Origin of the sequence: Limosilactobacillus pulli, from assembly GCF_947381555.1 — a bacterium.
Classification (GTDB): Bacteria; Bacillota; Bacilli; order Lactobacillales; family Lactobacillaceae; genus Limosilactobacillus; species Limosilactobacillus pulli.
In genome coordinates, this window is the sequence record NZ_CANCWQ010000002.1 from 1 (window position 1) to 17483 (window position 17483).

Here is a 17483-nt window from a genome sequence, read left to right on the forward strand (position 1 = left end):
CTTTTTGTTTTTTGTCACTTATGAGTCTGACTATGTTGGGCTTTTTTTGTTAAATATTACGAACTAGCAATTCGCATTCTTCTTTTCAAAATTTATTTATTAAACGAAACTTTATAGAATAAAAAATTTTTCTTATTATAGTTAATCTTAAATTCCATAAATCATATAATTTTAAATTATGATTCAAAATAAATGTTTCTTGCAAAATGTCTATTTTTTCTGAAGGATATCCTATTTTTTCTAAAATTTGTATTAGCTCTTTTTCCGAGCTAAACATAGCTTGACTATTGCTAGATAAATTACCAAGAAACGTTGTTTTGTGATAGTAAACAATTTCTTCATTAACAGCAAATCTAGCACCTTTATCATAAAGTAATAACCATAGTAATAGATCATCAGCACCATTTATTTTCATAATGGAATTAATCCAGTCAACAGGGATTATGTTTCTTCTAATCAAGCATTGTCCTGGAGACGTAATCATATTTACATATTCTAATAAAGTTTTTTCTTTTATTGCATCTACCATTGCTTTTCTATTTCTGAAGACTTTTTTTTTCTTATTGTTAAAATCTATATATAAATTACCAACTACTATATCCGCACTCTTTATTTTATTTAATTGTGAGATATAGTTATCAACAATAAGCTCGTCGTCTTGGTCTAAAAAAATAATATAATCACCCGTTGACTCTTTTAAACCATTTACACGTGACTGTTGTATTCCCAAGTTATGATGATTTTCAATTAATTTAAATATAATTTCATGGGGCATTTTAAAATTTAATATATCTCCTGGTTTGTCATTTACACAAACAAGCTCAACTTCATAATCATATTTTTTTACATTAAAATTCAATTTTTTTGCATTTTCGATAATTGATTTAACAAATTTACTTCCATTATATAATGGAGTAATAATTGATATTCTTTTCATTTTTAGTCTCTATTCACTAATTTTTGTTTTCGTTGTATAAAAGATTTTTTTCAATATGTATATAGTAAAATAAATAATCGGCACTTCTATGAAACAAGCTAACATCCAAGAAGCTCTTCCATAATAAGCTGTTCTAAATATCTCAATAACAATTGGTATATAAAAATATCCCATATATTTTTTTGAACTATTATGTAATATCCATCCCATAATTATAAAAAATACAATGTTCATAATAACTGTGCCCACAAGGCCAAAATTCATCATGGGCTCTGCAAAAAACAACTGTCCTCCCATCGTTTCCGGATAAAGAAAATGTAACATAGTCTCTGAAGAATAATTAGAATGTATACCAGGAATTAATCTGTATAAATAATCCAAATAAGTTACTCCATTTACTTCCAACCCTTTTTTCCATAGATCTGTAGCACAGTTAAAAATATATGTTACATCACCAACAGTTCCTTGCGATAAAAAATTAACAAAAAAAGAAGAAATAGTAACCTTTGAATTTCCCATTCTAGTCAATCCTATATACATAGCAAGCAGTATAGTAATGATTATTATTACATAAAAGATTTTTTTCATTTTCTTATAAGTTTTTTTATTTAAAGAAAATTTATAAAAATTTATTGATTTTAAAACTATATATGATAAATATCCTAATACTTCCACACGTTCAGCATGGCCAAAGCTCCAAAAAATATTAAATGCATAGAATACATAAAGAATCTTATGTTGAAAACTTTGTTCAACCGTTAGACTACTTAAAACTAAAGAAAATAGTACTAAACCATACAAACTACTTAATCCTTGAGTTCTACGGGTTACTAGATTTGCGGTAAACGTTGGTAAAGATGGAAAAACTAAAACCATAAGTATCGAAGAAATCAATGACAGAAAAATTGCCAACCCTAAAGGAATTCCTAGATTTAATCTATATATATTTTTTTCATTTGAAATAATTTTAGTAAATTCTAAAAAAAATAATTCTATTAATAAAAACGAAATCGTAGCAATAGAAAGTTCATCGAAATAAAAAGGCATATGTGTTCCTGCCCATGATAAAGTGTTTCCTGTAACTCCAACCGTTTTTTGAATGACCCCCTCAAAAAAGGCATACCATAATAATACTGATAGTTCACTAAAAAAAGACCATCTTGCTAATTTTATTATTTTAAATAATAGAAAAGTAGCCAGTAATATTAATAAATATGGATCTTTTACAAAAACTATAAATATGCTTATTACAAGTAAGCTTAAGTATCGTAATATATTTAATTGGTTTTCTGCCATATCTTTTACCTATCATAAACATTATCAAGTAATCTAGCACTGTCTTTAATATCAAATTTGTTTTTTTTAAGGAAATTAATAGCATCTTCCCTTTTTTCACTAAAATATTTTTTTTCTATTAAAGTTTTCCATTCATTAATATCATTAACCGATAAGAAAAAACAATTTGGCGTTACCCTCACTTCTCTAGTTATATTTTTAGAAAGCAAACAAGGCAACCCATTTCCTTGTGCTTCTATAGCACTTACTGGTAATCCCTCAAATCTAGATGGTAATAAAAATATATCCATTGCGTTCAATAAATCTGAAACACTATCTGTCTTGCCATAAAAAATACAACTATCATACACGCCTAATTTTTTAGCATATTTTTCTACCCTATTTTTGTTTTCTCCATCCCCTACAAATAGCAATGTATATTTACTATCGGAATTAATTTCCTTTAATAGATCAATTAAAAAAAATGGATTTTTTTGATATGAAAAATTCCCAATGGTACCTATTACTTTTGTCTTTAAATCTAAATTTAGACTATTACGTACACTTTTTCTTATCACTGGATTAAAAGCATACTTTTTTAAATCTATTCCATTGTTGACCATAACTACTTTGCTTTCATCATCAAACATCCATTTCGAAGCCAAATTAGAACATGTAAGAAATTCATCTCCATAATTTTTCAAAAATGGTTTACATAATTTATGAAGAATTAGTTTTATATATTTATAATTACCATTAACCCCACTTGAATGAGAATGAATTATTATCTTTCTTACACCAGCTTTTCTTGCTGATATGGCATATAACAATTCCTTATATGCCACATCGGCATTAATATGTATTATCTCATATGGATTTTTCTTCAAAAATCTATAAAAATGCCATGGTAGTAGCATATGACCTATAATTTTATGCTTTCGTAAATTATCCTCATATATTCTACTTCCCATTTTTTCAAGTTCATACGATTTGGTAGAACGAATAAAACTTCCAGTCCAATAGTAATCAAAAATGTATTTACTTTTTAAATGTTTTTGCAGTTGGTACATTAATGAAAAAGCACCACCTGTACCATCTAAATTAACTTGTAATATTCTCTTTTTCATGTTTCTCACCCAATTTATTTTTTATAGCATCCTGAACTCCCTCATAAAAAGACAATAAATATTCTTTCTTATTATCAAATAGCAATATTATTTTTAACCACTTTATTACTAAATTTACATATAGATTTAAACTCCTATACCTTCTTGCCACCCACAGTAAATTGCGAGCTTGATAGTAATATCTTAGGGGTGAAGCAACTCCATACTTTAATTTATACGGTCCTATATATTTTTCTTTAGTTATTGCAGGCTGATGCTCTAATATAGCCCTGTTAATGCGTATTAACTCAAGCCCATATTTTTTCATGCGTAAAAAAAATTCCCAATCAACTACATCTATAAATAATCTTTCATCAAAATATCCAATTTTTTTAAATACTTCAACGTTAAAAAGAGTCCCAGACTGCATAGATAAAGAGACTTTCTTTGTTCTATTATCTTTCTTAATTTGACAACGTCCAGTATTATATTGAGGAGTTAGCGCAAACGTTCGCTTATGCTCATTTATATAGTTTTGATATGTCAGTAAAAGTTCAGAGTTCAACTTACTATCTTGATCCATAGTAATTATATAATCTACAGAATTTAAAATATCTTTAATACCAATATTTAGAGCATGTGCTATCCCCATATTTTTTAGCAGTGGTATATATGTAACACTCTCACTTAATATAGATTCAAATAATTTACTATTATTATTTGGTGAATTATCTATTAATACCAGTTTATATAGCTTTGGATATTTCTTAATGTTATTAACCACTTGATAATTAGGTTTATATAAAACAATAATACAACCTATCTTCACTATTTTTATCTCCTAATAATATCTAAATAAGCCAGACCATAGTCTGGCTTTTAAACATTTTATTTTTATTGACCATTTTTAGCGTACTTGGCTTCCACAGCGGCTTTTTCCGCTTCCCACCAATCACGGTGTTCGGTATACCACTTGATCGTGTCCTTCAAGCCTTCACGGAAGTCCGTATACTTAGGTTCCCAACCCAGCTCTGTCCGCAACTTAGTAGCGTCAATTGCATAGCGCAGATCATGACCAGGACGGTCCTTAACGTGATCATAGGCATCTTTAGGTTGATCCATCATTTCCAGAATCAGCTCCAGAACCTCTTTATTGTTCTTTTCGCCATTGGCACCAATCAAGTACGTCTCGCCAATCTTGCCCTTGGTCAAAATCGTCCAAACCGCCCGTGAATGATCATTGGTATGAATCCAGTCACGCACGTTCTTCCCTGAGCCATAAAGCTTTGGCCGAATGCCACTCAAGATATTGGTAATCTGCCGTGGAATAAACTTTTCAATATGTTGGTAAGGACCGTAGTTGTTCGAACAATTGGAAATAGTCGCCTTCAGTCCAAATGAACGAACCCATGCCCGTACCAACAGGTCGGAGCTGGCCTTTGATGATGAGTAAGGACTAGATGGTCGGTATGGAGAATCCGGCGTGAACTTTTCGCCAGGCCCCTCACCATGACCTGGCAAGTCTTCACGCAGTGGCAGATCACCATAAACCTCATCCGTAGAAATATGGTGGAACCGCACGTCATACTTGCGGCAGGCTTGAATCAGCGTGTAGGTACCGACAATATTGGTTTGAATAAATGGATCCGGATTCTGCAACGAATTGTCATTATGGCTTTCAGCCGCGTAGTGAACCACGGCATCAGCTTTTGAAACCAACTGATCAACCAGTTCTTTGTCACAGATGTCGCCGACTACCAGTTCCACACGATCAGTTGGCAGTCCCGCCAGATTGGCCTTATTGCCGGCATAAGTCAGCTTGTCCAATACCGTGATGTGTTCTACTTCCGGATGGTTGTTAACGACGTAGTGAACGAAGTTGGAGCCAATAAAACCACAGCCACCCGTTACGATAATATTCTTAAATTCTGTCATACTTGCATCTCCTAGATTTCACCGTAGACAAACGGATTGTCCTTTTCGAATTCCGTCAGGGTTGGCTGCTTGGCATCTTTTTCAGAAGTAATCGCCTTGTCAAATTCGATTGGCCAGTCAATGTTGAGTTCAGGCGTCTTAAACGAGATCCCGCCATCAGCTTCAGCATCATAGTAGTTGTCGCATTTGTAGACAAAGTTGACATTGTCAGTCAGCGTCAGAAAGCCATGCGCAAAACCGCGTGGTACCAACAGCTGACGATGGTTGCTGGCGGAAAGAATGTAGCCTTCCCACTGCTTGTACGTTGGTGAACCCTTCCGCAGATCAACAATGACATCCAAAACCGCGCCGGTAACCACGCGAATCAATTTGGTTTGCGCGGCCTGACCACGCTGAAAGTGCAAGCCGCGTAAAACACCGGCTTGGGTGGACAGCGACTGGTTATCCTGGACAAAGTCAAAATCAATGCCAGCAGCTTTAAAGTCACGATCGGAGTAGGTTTCCTCAAAGAAGCCACGATGATCGCCAAAGACGGCTGGTGTGATAATCTTAACGTCTTGTAATTTTGTCGTTTGAACGTTTAATTTACCCATAATTATTTCTCCTCTGCCAAACGCAATAAGTACTGACCATAATCATTTTTCTTTAATGGCTGTGCCAGTTTAATCAATTCATCCTTATTTATGTATCCCATCCGGTAGGCAATTTCTTCAATTGCAGCAACCTTCAGATTTTGCCGTTTCTCAATCGTGGCTATAAAGTTGGCTGCTTCAAGCATTGAGTCGTGCGTGCCAGTATCGAGCCAGGCATAACCGCGACCCATCAACTGCACGTCCAACTGACCACGTTTTAAGTACTCTTTATTGACGTCAGTGATTTCTAATTCGCCCCGTGCCGACGGCTGAATATGCTTGGCAATCTCAACGACATCATTATCATAGAAGTAAAGCCCAGTTACCGCGTAGTTGCTCTTAGGCTGTTTTGGCTTTTCTTCCAATGAGAGGGCATGCATATTTTCATCAAACTCAACGACGCCAAAGCGTTCTGGATCATTGACATGGTAGCCAAACACTGTTGCTCCGTTTTCTTTTTGTGCGGCATTTTGAACTAGTGTTGAAAGTCCCGAGCCGTAGTAGATGTTGTCGCCTAAAACGAGGGCAACTGAATCATTACCGATAAAATCTTCACCTAAAATAAATGCTTCGGCCAAACCATTGGGATGTTCCTGTACTTGATAGGAAAAGTTCATTCCGATTTTTGAACCGTCTCCTAATAGTTCTTCAAACAGTGGCAAATATTCTGGCGTTGAAATTACCAAAACATCACGAATCCCTGCCAGCATCAAAGTTGACAATGGATAATAAATCATTGGCTTATCATAAACCGGAATCAATTGTTTAGAAATACCACGTGTAATTGGGTAGAGCCGTGTTCCGCTACCCCCGGCTAAAATAATACCTTTCATTAATTTATGTATTCTCCTAACTCCTAATATTTAAATCTATTTAATATTGGCCTTACATACGCTTGTAAAAAACCAAATACTTCTAGAGATAACCATTTAGGAAACTTATAAAATAATTTGTAAGCCAATCTTAAATAAGCAGGTTTTCTTTCACTTAATAAAGATTTATTTTTCCATGGACTAATATTTTTATATTTTATCCATTCTGAAGCTCTAGGATGATTAGATTTTTCAAACCATGGACGTATAATATTAAAACCACTAGTAAAATGTATAATATTTGGATTGTTTACTGCATCCATAATTTCATCTTTAGTATAGTAGTCTACGGGTTTTCTGTATTTTATTAAATCTTCGTACTCCATTTCAAACATCAGTGATAGAGCATTAAAATTCGGTCTTAAAATTTTAGTTTTATCTGATAAAATTGCATTCAAAACACCCTGATCACCTTGTTGAACCCTACCTTTTTTCGAAGTAATAAATTTTAATAGTTGTTCCTCAACATTAAAATTTCGCCACTTCTCCAAGTCAATTAACATAACGCCCGAATTAAACATTAATGCATCTTTTTTTAAATTTATATTATTCCGATATAACTTACTAAATGCATCCTTAAGTGCCGCAATAATATTGCCTTCTAAATCTAAGTTCCATAATCTTTTTAATGAAGAAACAACAAGGGTATCACAATCTAAATAAAGCACACGCTTAGTATCTCTAGAATATATATCTTTCAAAAATAATCTTGAATATTGAGATAAAGATCCACGATCTGTCTTTACAGATATTGATAACCTATTCTCAATATTAACGGCAGGTATCCATCTTGGATTACGACGATTGTACCTTCTGCAAATATCCTCTATTCTTTTTTTATCACTCCTTGTAATGCCTGAATCCAATATTGTCAGATTAATTTCTTCTGCATCTTTATTATTTTCAAAAAGCGAGATAATACTGGTCCCCATAATTGGTGTAAATAGATTATCTGCTGCATAAATCACTTCATACTTATCTTTATGAAATTGTTGCATTACTTTTATTCCTTAGACTAAAACGCACTGTTTGGCTTAATCATTATCCACACTGTTTTTAATATAATATAAAAATCAATCCAAATATTCATCTTATTTATGTATCGAATGTCCAAATATACCATTTCATCAAAATTAGAATCATTGCGGATCGTAGCTTGCCAAAGTCCCGTACAGCCGGGCGTAACCAACAGCCGCTGCTTGTCGTAATCAGTATATTCGGCGACCTCGCTTGGCAGCGGCGGCCGTGGTCCAACCAGACTCATATCCCCCAAGAGTACGTTTACCAATTGTGGCAGTTCGTCCAAGCTGTATTTGCGAATCCACTTACCAGTCTTGGTAACTCGTGGATCTTCCTTCATTTTAAACATCGCGCCTTCAACCTCATTTTGGTCGAGCAGCTGCTGCTTAATCTGATCGGCATTCTGCACCATTGAACGAAACTTGTACATTTTAAACGGCTTTTCGTTTTTCCCAAGCCGCGTCTGTGAGTAAATTACCGGACCACCATCTTCAAGCTTGATCCGTACTGCAATCACCAAAAACAATGGCGAAAGCAGCAGTAAGGCAAGCAAGCTGGCAATCATATCAAAGTTGCGCTTGAAGACTGGATAAAACAGCTGCTTTTTTACGCGCTGCTGATTGACGTATGGTTTAGTTTTTGTTGCCATCATCACACGATTCCTCCTCCCTTAATCATCCTCTATAGTCGAAAAGCGGGGCGAGGTTACCCCCCCCTCGCCTAATTTTCTTAACTAAAAGAACCAAAAACGTTTCTTTTTAGGCAGTGGCTGCCAATCTAAATTAACCTGATCCCCATTAATAATGTCGCGCGCGTTTTGTTCATATGTATCGGCCAGCTCAGCGCCAAATTCGCCACGCAGTTTCTTCAGCGCTTCGCTGAGCTCATATTCGCGATGACTCAAGGCATGCGCGTCAGAGGCAAAGATGGCTCCCTGCCCGGCCTTGATCATGCTGGTCGTCACCTTTTCAATCTTTTTGCCGAACCGACCCAGATAGCTGCTGGACGTCAATTGGGTCAGACATCCCTGTTCCAAGAATGGCTGCAGTCTTTCCGGATGTTCCAGCAGCTCGGCGTTTCGTTCGGGGTGGACGATAATCGGCACGATACCTTGCTGCCGCAGCTTAAAAACCATTTCCTTCGCGTACTGTGGCACTTCTTGGCTGGGAAACTCCAGCAGCATGTAGCGCCCGCCTTCATCCGCGAACAAAATATCGTCCTTACGCAAGGCTTCCAACAGCTCGCCATTAATCCGAACTTCTTGCCCCGGAAAAACCGTTAATGGAATCGCGTTTTCCTTTAAGGTTTGTTGAAAGTCCGCCGTCAGCTGCAATACATCGGCTTTATGATTGAGATAGTGCCCATTCATATGGTGCGGCGTCAATAATGCGTGCGTTACGCCATCATTAACCGCGTCTTGGGCCAGTTTTAAAGAAGTCGCGAGGTCCGGTGAACCATCATCCACGCCTGGCAACAAGTGACAATGCAGATCGATTAAAACCATCCTGATTCACCCTTCCTGCTTTTAATACGACTAGTTTTCCGATTCCTTTTCATAGCCATAACCGTAGCCATAGCCATAACCGTAGCCGTAGCCCGCGTCATCTTCTGGTACGACGTCATTCATAACGTAGCCTAATAGATGTGCGTGACTCATCTTCAACAGTTCAACGGCCCGCCGCACGCCGGCTTTTTGCGTAAGACCTTGGCGAACGACTAGCACCACGCCATCCACGCTGCCCGCGATTGTTTGCGTATCGGTAACTTCCAGCATTGGCGGCACGTCTAATACGACCAGATCGTATTGGGCCTGCACGGCTTCCAAAAGCACCTTCATTCGTTGTGAGCTCAGCAGCTCGACTGGATTTGGCGGTACCGCCCCGCTTGGCAGCACATCTAGTCCTTCAATGCCGCTTTCTTGAATCACAGCGTTCAAGTTAACTTCTGCCTGATCACTGCTCAAGACCGTTGAAAGTCCTTCTTGACCGGTTAGATCAAAAGTCGAGTACAGCGTTGGGCGGCGCATGTCGGCGTCAATCAGCAGTACGCTCTTGCCCTCTTGCGCCCAGACAATCGCCAGGTTGGCCGCGACGGTACTTTTCCCTTCACTGACATTGGCGGAGGTAAAAGCAATCGTCTTTAAGCGTCGGTCCACGGCCATGAAGTGAATGTTGGTACGCACGGTCCGAAACTGTTCAGCAGCCACGCTCTTAGGCTTAGCCACCGTGATCAGCTTAGCACCGTTTTTCATCGTATTATTGTCGACTCGCGACTTGCGTTTGAAGATCCCCATCATAACCCTCCTTTAGACTCGACGCATCTGCGTGTTTTGCGAACGCCGCTTGATTGAGAAACCGTCATCCAAGTTGATGTGCGTGATCGTTCCTAGATTCGTCAAGCCAACTTCATCAACCATAAAGTCGTTGTCTCGAACACTGGTATCCATCAGATCCCGCATCAAGACGATCATAAAGCTGAGCAGAAGTCCCAAAACGGCCCCCGCCAGCGTAAACAGCTTAACGTTAGGCGATGATGGCTTATTTGGCGTTGCGGCTCGCGCGACGATCGTGACATTGTTGACGTTCATGATCTTCTTGATTCTGTTTTTAAAGACCTGCGCAATCGTATTGGCGGCCGCTGCCGACTTCTTAGGATTATCGGTTTCCACGCTAACGGAGAAAACCTGCGAGTTGGTCTGCGTCTTGATCGTGATCGCGTTTGACAGCTGGCTGGTCGTTATACTGTAGCCTTGACCTGTGTGTTCCACCTTTGCTGGTTTGGCCGCGCTGACCAATCGCTTGGTCCCATCGGCCAGCGTCTTGTACTTAGCTGGCTGGGCCTTGCGAATGACCTTAACTGGGTTGGCCAGTTCTTTTTTGGTTTCCTTTAAGATCACTGGACTGGTAATAATGTCCTTGTAGGTATTGATGACCTGAATGTCGGCCTGTTGGTTGTTGTAGGCCTGACCATTGGCATTATTTTCGTTCTTCTGGTTAACCAGTAATTGCGTGGTTGCCGTGTACTTCGGCGTCATAATAAATTTTGAAACGATAAAGCCGGCCAACGCCAAAACAATCGTACAGGTAATCAAAAACTTCAAATGTTTACGACACAGATTGAACAGGCGTCGCAAATCGATCGTATTGTTGCTGCTGTTTTCCACTTTTTTCCTCCTTTAATCAGTCACGCTGACGTGTTTAAGCTGCAGGGCATCGCGAATCTCATCCGACACGCGCTGCATTTCGCTGGTTGGCACGATTTCAAACGACTCGCCGCCTTCACTGTCGCCATGGCCCTGCGCGTGGTCAGAAACCACTTTGCCATTGGCCTTGCGATACTTCATGGCTAACGTTGTCATGTCACTGAACGTCAGATTGGTCTTGGACTGATCAGCAATTGAATTTAAGAATTTTTGGTTGAGCACTGACTTATATGAGGCAGCTTCCTTCATTAAAGCCGTGATGACCAGGCGCTGGCGTTCTTGGCGGCCATAGTCGCCTTGCGGATCATCATAGCGCATCCGACTGAAGGCCAGGGCTTTGGCACCATTCATGTGGTACGTCTGGCCCTTTTTAAAGCTGTAGCCTTCATAATCAAACGTCAATGGCGAAGTCACGCTGACGCCACCAACTTGATTGATGGCTTTTTCCAGACCGCCCATATTGACCAGTACATAGTAGTCAATTGGCACGTTAAAGTATTTTTGAACAGTATTGATGGTTTCTTTAACCCCACCATATGTATAAGCCGCGTTGATCTTAGCCGGTGAATATTCCGCGTAGCCAGACAGATTAACCTTCATATCCCGTGGCAGGCTGACAATCGTAGTCGTCTTTTTTTGCGGATTGAGCGTCATCATCATGATCGTATCCGTTCGCCCTTTATAGTCACGTCCCAGCGCCCCCGTATCGGTACCCAAAAGCAGGATATTGATCGGCTTGCCTTGCTTGAGAACTTTATCAGCATTTCGGTACGTCTTGGCGCCTGATTCGCTATACATATTATCTGTAGCAACGTGGACGTTTCGCCAGGCAACCCCCGCGAAAATCAAAGCGAGAATCACCAAAAGTCCAATGAATGACCACAAAATCTTCAAACCTAATCGTTTCCGACGATGGTGATGATGATGGTGGTGATGGTGGTGCGAATGTTGCACCGGTTGATTTTGATTCGATTCTTCATTCATATTTACATAGTCCCATTTTTAAAAAAATTTTTACATCTACATACCTTAAAATTATCTATGCTCAGCCCCCAAAAATCAAGGCGCCAACCCCCTTATATACTGCTATATCAGGGATTAACGCCTTATTTGTTAAGCTTTTCATTTATTGTTTTATATGCACAGATGCATTACATTACTGCTCTACGTACGGATTATTTATAATTTATAAATAATTTTATTAAATAAATTTATTGGATAAAATTTTAATAGATTATTGACTAATTCCACGCACTGTTAAGTCTTTATCAATGGTTTGGTCGCCGTTATGCGCAGTAACGTGGTACTTACCCGGTTTTTTAAAGTTATAGGTCTGATCAGCGCCTTGTGCGTTGCCGTTTAAGGTCGTCACCACGTTGTTATTGCTGTCCTTGATTTCAAACTGGGTATTAGCTGGTGCCTTAAAGCTGACGGTCGCGTCTCCCGTCTTATTTAATGAAACATCGGTCGGAAAATCAACCTGCAGCTGACTGCTGGAACTCGATAAACTGGATGATGAAGATAATGAACCAGACTGTGAACTGCTGGCAGCCAAAGAAGCCGCCTTGGCAGGCGTAGAACTGGACTGAGCCTTGCTGATCTTGGTTGAGGCATGTTCGGTTGCTGATTGATGCTGCACCGTGCCGGTTGTTTTGCCGTCTGGTGCTGTAAACGTGCCAACCAGGCCAATTGCAAACAGGATGATCAGTCCCCAGTTTATCATTACCTGTCCTTTGCTGATTGATGCTTGGGCATTTCGTTTCAAGCGCCGGGTCTGGTAAATCCATACGGTAACAAAACAAATTGCGGCTAAAATCATCAACAAAATGAACAGTTTCTTCATTATTATATTCTTCCTTTTTTGAAGTTTTACTAATTAATATCCTACCATATTATCAGATAGTTTTTGACTGATTCAGATAACTGAAACAATCGGTATGCAAGTTAGGCCGCGTATTGCCAAAATTCTAAAGCAACCGTTCACAGCAAGCAAGCATATCGTCCTAGCCTGCCACATCATCACTAAAGCATAGTATTTAAGACAGTAAAAAAGCGCCGGTCATCACTGACTCAGCGCTTTTATTAATCAGAACTGCTTATTTGTAGTTAGGAGCAGCCTTGGTAATTTGAACGTCGTGTGGGTGTGATTCACGCAGACCGGCGTTCGTGATTTGTACGAATTGAGCGTTGTCGATCAAGGTTTGGATGTCCTTGGCACCAACGTAGCCCATCCCAGAGCGCAGACCGCCGACCATTTGGAAGATCACGTCAGCAACGTCGCCCTTATATTCAACCCGGGCTTCGATACCTTCTGGAACCAGCTTGTTGGCTTCGTTGACCCCACCTTGGAAGTAACGGTCAGAAGAACCATGTGATTGAGCCATGGCAGCAACTGAGCCCATCCCACGGTAACCTTTGTACTTCTTGCCGTTTTCTTCAAAGACTTGACCAGGGGCTTCCGTCGTACCAGCAAACATACTACCCAACATAACGGCGTTACCACCAGCAGCCAGGGCCTTTACGATGTCACCAGAGTACTTGATCCCACCATCGGCAATGATGGCCTTACCGTATTCATGAGCCACGGAAGCCGCATCGTAAATTGCTGTGATCTGTGGAACACCAACACCGGCAACCACCCGCGTCGTGCAGATTGAGCCAGGGCCGATGCCGACTTTAACCACGTCAACGCCAGCGTCGAACAGCGCCTTGGTACCTTCACCAGTTGCTACGTTACCAGCAATCAGCGTTGCTTCTGGGAAGTGTTCGCGGATTTCCGCAATCTTGCGCAGCACCCCAGCCGAGTGACCATGGGCCGTGTCGATCACGATGGCGTCAACGCCGGCCTTCAGCAGTGCTTCAGCACGTTGGAACGTGTCGGACGTAACCCCAACGGCAGCCGCAACCAGCAGATGGCCGTTTTCGTCAACTGCAGCGCGGTTGAAGTTGGAGTTGGCAGGCAGTTCAACGCCTTTAACCGTGGCTACTTCGCCGGCTTGAGCATCGATGGACATGTTCTTATGAACGACCCCCATCCCACCTTGCAAGGCCATCGCAATCGCCATTGAGCTTTCAGTAACGGTGTCCATCCCGGCACTGATAAATGGCACGTTCAGTTTAATATTCTTTGCCAGCTGCGTACTCAAATCGACTTCATTTGGCAAGACATGACTTTCCGCTGGAATCAGCAGCACATCATCAAACGTTAAGCCCTTCTTGGCAAACTTAGTATCCCAATTCGACATCAATCTGCACTTCCTTCTTTAAATATTAGCTATTACCTTACTAGGTTTTTAACGATTGGTCAACGAATAATCGTGATTCTAACATAATTCTAATAATATTTTTCAGATTGTTCGGATTTAACGCCTTTTAATCACTGTTTTAGGACCAAATCACAAATCTGTCGACGATAAATTCTGACGATTTAAAAAAGCATCGCGTTTCACGTGGAACCGCGATGCTGATTTTTATTGCCGTTGTTGACGGCGTGGTGAAAAGGCACTGGTAATGTGGTAGCGACCCCGCAGCCAAATGTCGATTGCAAAGGCAGCCACACCCAAGATCAGGTAGAACCATTGATTCAAGAGTGGGTTGACGCTGTTTGGCATCATAGCCGTCAGAATGTAGATCAAAATCCACATTACCAGACCGCTGACCACCGTAACGATTCGTGCCCATAATGGCCGCTTGACGTACTTACCCTCGGCGTTTTTGACCGGCAGCATGTACTTAGCAATCCAGCCAAACAGAATCCCACCGGTAATAGCCACCAGAATAATTGAGGTGATCCCCATGTTACCATTGTGGGCTACCTTCATTGCTTGTGGGGAGATCCAGTCCATCAGCCCGAACATGAAGGTAAAGATCGCAAAGAACATGATCCCGTTATCCAGGGCCATCAGCTTCAATGAGGTTTGCGTCTGTGCCTTTTCCGTTGGTTCTGGATGCAGCAGAGCGTGGGCCCGCTGCGTTGGCGTACCAAATAAGCCACGGGCGGTTTGACCAGACTTTTGGCCTTCTTGCAAAGCTTTGATCGTTTCTTCAAGCATGGCTGGCTTCTTGGCCGGGTCGGCTCCTTGAGCGTCCAGCTGCTTGTTTAGTTGAAACATAAATTCTTCGTTTTTGCGCGTCAGATTATATTGCGTAAAGGCCCGTGCCGTTTCTTGACGTTGGTCTTTGGCATATTCTTTTTGTCGCTGACCGGCAGCGGCATTACGTGGTTGTTGTTCTTTTGATTCAGCCAAGATGTTCTTCCTCTCTAGTTTAATGATTCAATGATTAGACGTTGAAGCGGAACTCTACGATGTCGCCATCTTGCATGACGTATTCCTTACCTTCCAAGCGCAATTTGCCGGCTTCCTTAACGGCCTGCGCACTGCCCAGCTCGTCTAAGTCGGCAAAGCTCATGACTTCGGCCCGAATAAAGCCGCGCTCAAAGTCAGAGTGAATGATACCGGCAGCCTGTGGAGCTTTGGTACCCTTCTTAAAAGTCCAAGCCCGCGTTTCGGGACCACCAGCCGTAAAGAAGGTTTCCAGCCCCAACAGCTTGTAGGCCGCGCGAATCAACCGGTTTAAACCGGGTTCTTCAACGCCTTCCATTTCCAGGAAGTCAGCCTTTTCTTCTTCATCCATTTCGGCGATCTGTTCTTCAGCTGCTGCCGCAACCCCGATAACCTCACCATCGCCTTTAACGTGTTCTTTGATGGCATCCATATACTTGTTGGCATCCGGATCTGCCATGTCTTCTTCGGCAATGTTGGCTACGTAAAGCACTGGCTTGCTGGTTAACAAGAACAGCCCCTTAACGATTTTTTGTTCTTGATCGTTAAATTCGATCGAACGAACGCTTTGACCGTTTTCCAATACTGGCTTGATCTTGTTTAAGACTTCCAATTCAGCCAAGGCATCCTTGTCACGACCCTTGGCAGCCCGTTGAACCTTAGCCAAACGCTTGTTGACGGCATCCAAGTCAGCCATGACCAATTCCAGATTGATCGTATCGATATCTTCAATTGGATCAACCTTACCCGAGACACTGGTGATGTCCGTGTCGTCAAATGCCCGCACGACATGGACGATCGCATCGGTTTGGCGAATGTTTTCCAAAAATTGGTTACCCAGACCTTCACCCTTAGAGGCACCCTTGACGATCCCGGCAATGTCGGTGAACTCAAACGTGGTTGGCACGATCTTTTTTGCGGGAATCAGTTCTTGAATCCGTTCCAGGCGCTTGTCTGGCACTTCCACCATCCCCACGTTGGGTTCAATCGTGGCAAATGGGTAGTTGGCCATTTCGGCACCGGCCTTGGTAATAGCGTTAAACAGCGTGGACTTGCCGACGTTTGGCAATCCAACGATACCTGCAGTTAAAGACATAAAACTAATTGCTCCTTTTTACTTAGTCTTCGTTTTCGGCGTGTTCCAGCACCTTTTTTAGATGCTTTTCAAAGTTTTGCCGTGACATCATGACGATATGGCCACAGCCCGTACACTGCAGCTTAACGTCAATTCCCGTCCGGATAATCTGCCAGCGATTCGTGCCGCATGGGTGCTGTTTTTTCATCTGCACGATGTCGTTTAGCTCATAGGTCTTCATTCAAATCGCTCCTCTCTAGTCAAACTTGACTCCCAATAGCTCCAAAATCCGCGTCAGGTCGTCATCCGAGGCATATGGAATCTCGACTTTGCCGCCTCGTTTGTTAGCCGTCATTACAACCTTGGTGCCAAAGCGGCTCTGCAGCTGTTCTTCAGCTTCACGAACGTAGGCTGGCTTTTTGGCAGTCGCCTTTTTCTTCGCCGGCCTAGCAGGCTTGACGGTTTGATTTTGTTCGGCCACCAGCTGTTCAAGCTGCCGCACGGTCAGATTTTCCTTAACCGCGCGCTGCGCCAGCTTAACTAACGCCTGTTCATTTTTTAGCCCCAACAGCGTCCGGGCCTGCCCCATTGACAGACGGTGATCTTCCAACATGTCCTTGACCGGCTGAGGCAGCCCCAACAGCCGTAGATAGTTGGCGATATAAGGTCGGCTCTTGCCCAGTTTTTCGGCTACCTGAGCCTGGGTCAGCTGCAGGCGATCCATTAATGACTGGTAGGCCTGAGCTTCTTCTAGCGGTGTTAGATCCTCGCGCTGCAAGTTCTCCAAAACGGCAACTTCCATCATCTGTGAGTCGCTCATCGTCCGGACTATGGCTGGAATCGTCGTCTTACCTGCCAGCTTGGAAGCCCGAAAGCGTCGCTCACCGGCAATAATCTCGTAGCGCGTTAGGTTTTCATCTGGCTGACGCAAAATAATCGGCTGAAAGACGCCTGATTCTTTAATCGAAGCAGCCAGTTCCTGCAAGGCGGCCTCATCAAAGGTACGCCGCGGCTGATATGGGTTAGGCCGAATCGCCGTTAGTTCAACTTCTTCTACGCTTTGTTCTTGGCCTTGCTTAGCATCGTTATCGCCAAACAGCGCCGCGAGACTAAAGCTGTGTTTTTTTGCCATGTATCGCTAGTCCT

Annotated in this window: 19 protein-coding genes; all 19 read right to left on the reverse strand. The window is 41.6% G+C overall.

All coding sequences use genetic code 11. The annotated features are described in order from the left end of the window. Positions 1-85: 85 nt before the first annotated feature. The 19 genes from QOS03_RS00820 to QOS03_RS00910 all read right to left on the reverse strand — a co-directional run bounded on the left by QOS03_RS00820 (position 86) and on the right by QOS03_RS00910 (position 17469). The gene (locus QOS03_RS00820; RefSeq protein ID WP_283575032.1) at positions 86-937 is read right to left on the reverse strand and encodes a glycosyltransferase family 2 protein; all 852 of its coding nucleotides are present in this window, start codon (positions 935-937) and stop codon (positions 86-88) included. A gap of 9 nt (positions 938-946) precedes the next feature. Beyond that, positions 947-2233 (reverse strand): hypothetical protein, encoded by a 1287-nt coding sequence (locus QOS03_RS00825; RefSeq protein ID WP_283575033.1) that lies wholly within the window; start codon positions 2231-2233, stop codon positions 947-949. Between the two features lie 5 nt (positions 2234-2238). After that, positions 2239-3339 (reverse strand): glycosyltransferase, encoded by a 1101-nt coding sequence (locus QOS03_RS00830; RefSeq protein WP_283575034.1) that lies wholly within the window; start codon positions 3337-3339, stop codon positions 2239-2241. Next, entirely contained in the window at positions 3314-4147 is an 834-nt protein-coding gene (locus tag QOS03_RS00835) for a glycosyltransferase (protein ID WP_283575035.1), read from the reverse strand. The genes QOS03_RS00830 and QOS03_RS00835 overlap by 26 nt, the downstream gene beginning before the upstream one ends. A 65-nt stretch (positions 4148-4212) precedes the next feature. Next, positions 4213-5253 (reverse strand): dTDP-glucose 4,6-dehydratase, encoded by a 1041-nt coding sequence (gene rfbB, locus QOS03_RS00840; protein ID WP_283575036.1) that lies wholly within the window; start codon positions 5251-5253, stop codon positions 4213-4215. An 11-nt stretch (positions 5254-5264) separates the two neighbouring features. Continuing rightward, positions 5265-5846 (reverse strand): dTDP-4-dehydrorhamnose 3,5-epimerase, encoded by a 582-nt coding sequence (rfbC, locus tag QOS03_RS00845; RefSeq protein WP_006499898.1) that lies wholly within the window; start codon positions 5844-5846, stop codon positions 5265-5267. Between the two features lie 2 nt (positions 5847-5848). After that, the gene (rfbA, locus tag QOS03_RS00850; RefSeq protein ID WP_283575037.1) at positions 5849-6718 is read right to left on the reverse strand and encodes a glucose-1-phosphate thymidylyltransferase RfbA; all 870 of its coding nucleotides are present in this window, start codon (positions 6716-6718) and stop codon (positions 5849-5851) included. A 23-nt stretch (positions 6719-6741) separates the two neighbouring features. Beyond that, the gene (locus QOS03_RS00855; protein WP_283575038.1) at positions 6742-7755 is read right to left on the reverse strand and encodes a glycosyltransferase family 8 protein; all 1014 of its coding nucleotides are present in this window, start codon (positions 7753-7755) and stop codon (positions 6742-6744) included. A 17-nt stretch (positions 7756-7772) separates the two neighbouring features. Continuing rightward, on the reverse strand, positions 7773-8426 hold the full coding sequence (locus tag QOS03_RS00860) for a sugar transferase (protein ID WP_408612054.1): 654 nt from the start codon (positions 8424-8426) through the stop codon (positions 7773-7775). An 84-nt stretch (positions 8427-8510) separates the two neighbouring features. Then, entirely contained in the window at positions 8511-9281 is a 771-nt protein-coding gene (locus QOS03_RS00865) for a tyrosine-protein phosphatase (protein WP_283575040.1), read from the reverse strand. Between the two features lie 30 nt (positions 9282-9311). Then, the gene (locus QOS03_RS00870) at positions 9312-10070 is read right to left on the reverse strand and encodes a CpsD/CapB family tyrosine-protein kinase (RefSeq protein ID WP_283575041.1); all 759 of its coding nucleotides are present in this window, start codon (positions 10068-10070) and stop codon (positions 9312-9314) included. A 12-nt stretch (positions 10071-10082) separates the two neighbouring features. After that, on the reverse strand, positions 10083-10940 hold the full coding sequence (locus tag QOS03_RS00875; protein WP_283575042.1) for a YveK family protein: 858 nt from the start codon (positions 10938-10940) through the stop codon (positions 10083-10085). Between the two features lie 12 nt (positions 10941-10952). After that, positions 10953-11963: an LCP family protein gene (locus QOS03_RS00880; protein ID WP_283575043.1), complete on the reverse strand. Its 1011-nt coding sequence runs from the start codon at positions 11961-11963 to the stop codon at positions 10953-10955. A 250-nt stretch (positions 11964-12213) separates the two neighbouring features. After that, positions 12214-12822, reverse strand: a complete 609-nt coding sequence (locus QOS03_RS00885) for a flagellar hook assembly protein FlgD (protein ID WP_283575044.1) — start codon at positions 12820-12822, stop codon at positions 12214-12216. A 253-nt stretch (positions 12823-13075) separates the two neighbouring features. Beyond that, positions 13076-14224, reverse strand: a complete 1149-nt coding sequence (gene guaB, locus QOS03_RS00890; RefSeq protein WP_283575045.1) for an IMP dehydrogenase — start codon at positions 14222-14224, stop codon at positions 13076-13078. Positions 14225-14449: 225 nt separating this feature from the next. Beyond that, positions 14450-15226: a DUF1129 domain-containing protein gene (locus QOS03_RS00895; RefSeq protein WP_283575046.1), complete on the reverse strand. Its 777-nt coding sequence runs from the start codon at positions 15224-15226 to the stop codon at positions 14450-14452. A 34-nt stretch (positions 15227-15260) separates the two neighbouring features. After that, positions 15261-16358, reverse strand: coding sequence for a redox-regulated ATPase YchF (gene ychF, locus QOS03_RS00900; protein WP_169461809.1), 1098 nt, complete (start codon positions 16356-16358; stop codon positions 15261-15263). A gap of 22 nt (positions 16359-16380) precedes the next feature. Further along, the gene (locus QOS03_RS00905) at positions 16381-16578 is read right to left on the reverse strand and encodes a DUF951 domain-containing protein (RefSeq protein ID WP_169461810.1); all 198 of its coding nucleotides are present in this window, start codon (positions 16576-16578) and stop codon (positions 16381-16383) included. A 15-nt stretch (positions 16579-16593) separates the two neighbouring features. Next, complete coding sequence (locus QOS03_RS00910; RefSeq protein ID WP_283575047.1) at positions 16594-17469, reverse strand: ParB/RepB/Spo0J family partition protein; 876 nt, start codon at positions 17467-17469, stop codon at positions 16594-16596. Between the last annotated feature and the right edge of the window lie 14 nt (positions 17470-17483).

What these genes read in the sequence shown, in the direction of transcription:
- QOS03_RS00855 (WP_283575038.1), bottom strand. Translation starts at nt 7,755, where the DNA reads ATGCAACAATTTCATAAAGATAAGTATGAAGTGATTTATGCAGCAGAT.
- QOS03_RS00905 (WP_169461810.1), bottom strand. Translation starts at nt 16,578, where the DNA reads ATGAAGACCTATGAGCTAAACGACATCGTGCAGATGAAAAAACAGCAC.
- QOS03_RS00830 (WP_283575034.1), bottom strand. Translation starts at nt 3,339, where the DNA reads ATGAAAAAGAGAATATTACAAGTTAATTTAGATGGTACAGGTGGTGCT.
- rfbB (WP_283575036.1), bottom strand. Translation starts at nt 5,253, where the DNA reads ATGACAGAATTTAAGAATATTATCGTAACGGGTGGCTGTGGTTTTATT.
- ychF (WP_169461809.1), bottom strand. Translation starts at nt 16,358, where the DNA reads ATGTCTTTAACTGCAGGTATCGTTGGATTGCCAAACGTCGGCAAGTCC.
- QOS03_RS00885 (WP_283575044.1), bottom strand. Translation starts at nt 12,822, where the DNA reads ATGAAGAAACTGTTCATTTTGTTGATGATTTTAGCCGCAATTTGTTTT.
- rfbA (WP_283575037.1), bottom strand. Translation starts at nt 6,718, where the DNA reads ATGAAAGGTATTATTTTAGCCGGGGGTAGCGGAACACGGCTCTACCCA.
- QOS03_RS00880 (WP_283575043.1), bottom strand. Translation starts at nt 11,963, where the DNA reads ATGAATGAAGAATCGAATCAAAATCAACCGGTGCAACATTCGCACCAC.
- guaB (WP_283575045.1), bottom strand. Translation starts at nt 14,224, where the DNA reads ATGTCGAATTGGGATACTAAGTTTGCCAAGAAGGGCTTAACGTTTGAT.
- QOS03_RS00865 (WP_283575040.1), bottom strand. Translation starts at nt 9,281, where the DNA reads ATGGTTTTAATCGATCTGCATTGTCACTTGTTGCCAGGCGTGGATGAT.
- QOS03_RS00910 (WP_283575047.1), bottom strand. Translation starts at nt 17,469, where the DNA reads ATGGCAAAAAAACACAGCTTTAGTCTCGCGGCGCTGTTTGGCGATAAC.
- QOS03_RS00825 (WP_283575033.1), bottom strand. Translation starts at nt 2,233, where the DNA reads ATGGCAGAAAACCAATTAAATATATTACGATACTTAAGCTTACTTGTA.
- rfbC (WP_006499898.1), bottom strand. Translation starts at nt 5,846, where the DNA reads ATGGGTAAATTAAACGTTCAAACGACAAAATTACAAGACGTTAAGATT.
- QOS03_RS00870 (WP_283575041.1), bottom strand. Translation starts at nt 10,070, where the DNA reads ATGGGGATCTTCAAACGCAAGTCGCGAGTCGACAATAATACGATGAAA.
- QOS03_RS00820 (WP_283575032.1), bottom strand. Translation starts at nt 937, where the DNA reads ATGAAAAGAATATCAATTATTACTCCATTATATAATGGAAGTAAATTT.
- QOS03_RS00860 (WP_408612054.1), bottom strand. Translation starts at nt 8,426, where the DNA reads ATGGCAACAAAAACTAAACCATACGTCAATCAGCAGCGCGTAAAAAAG.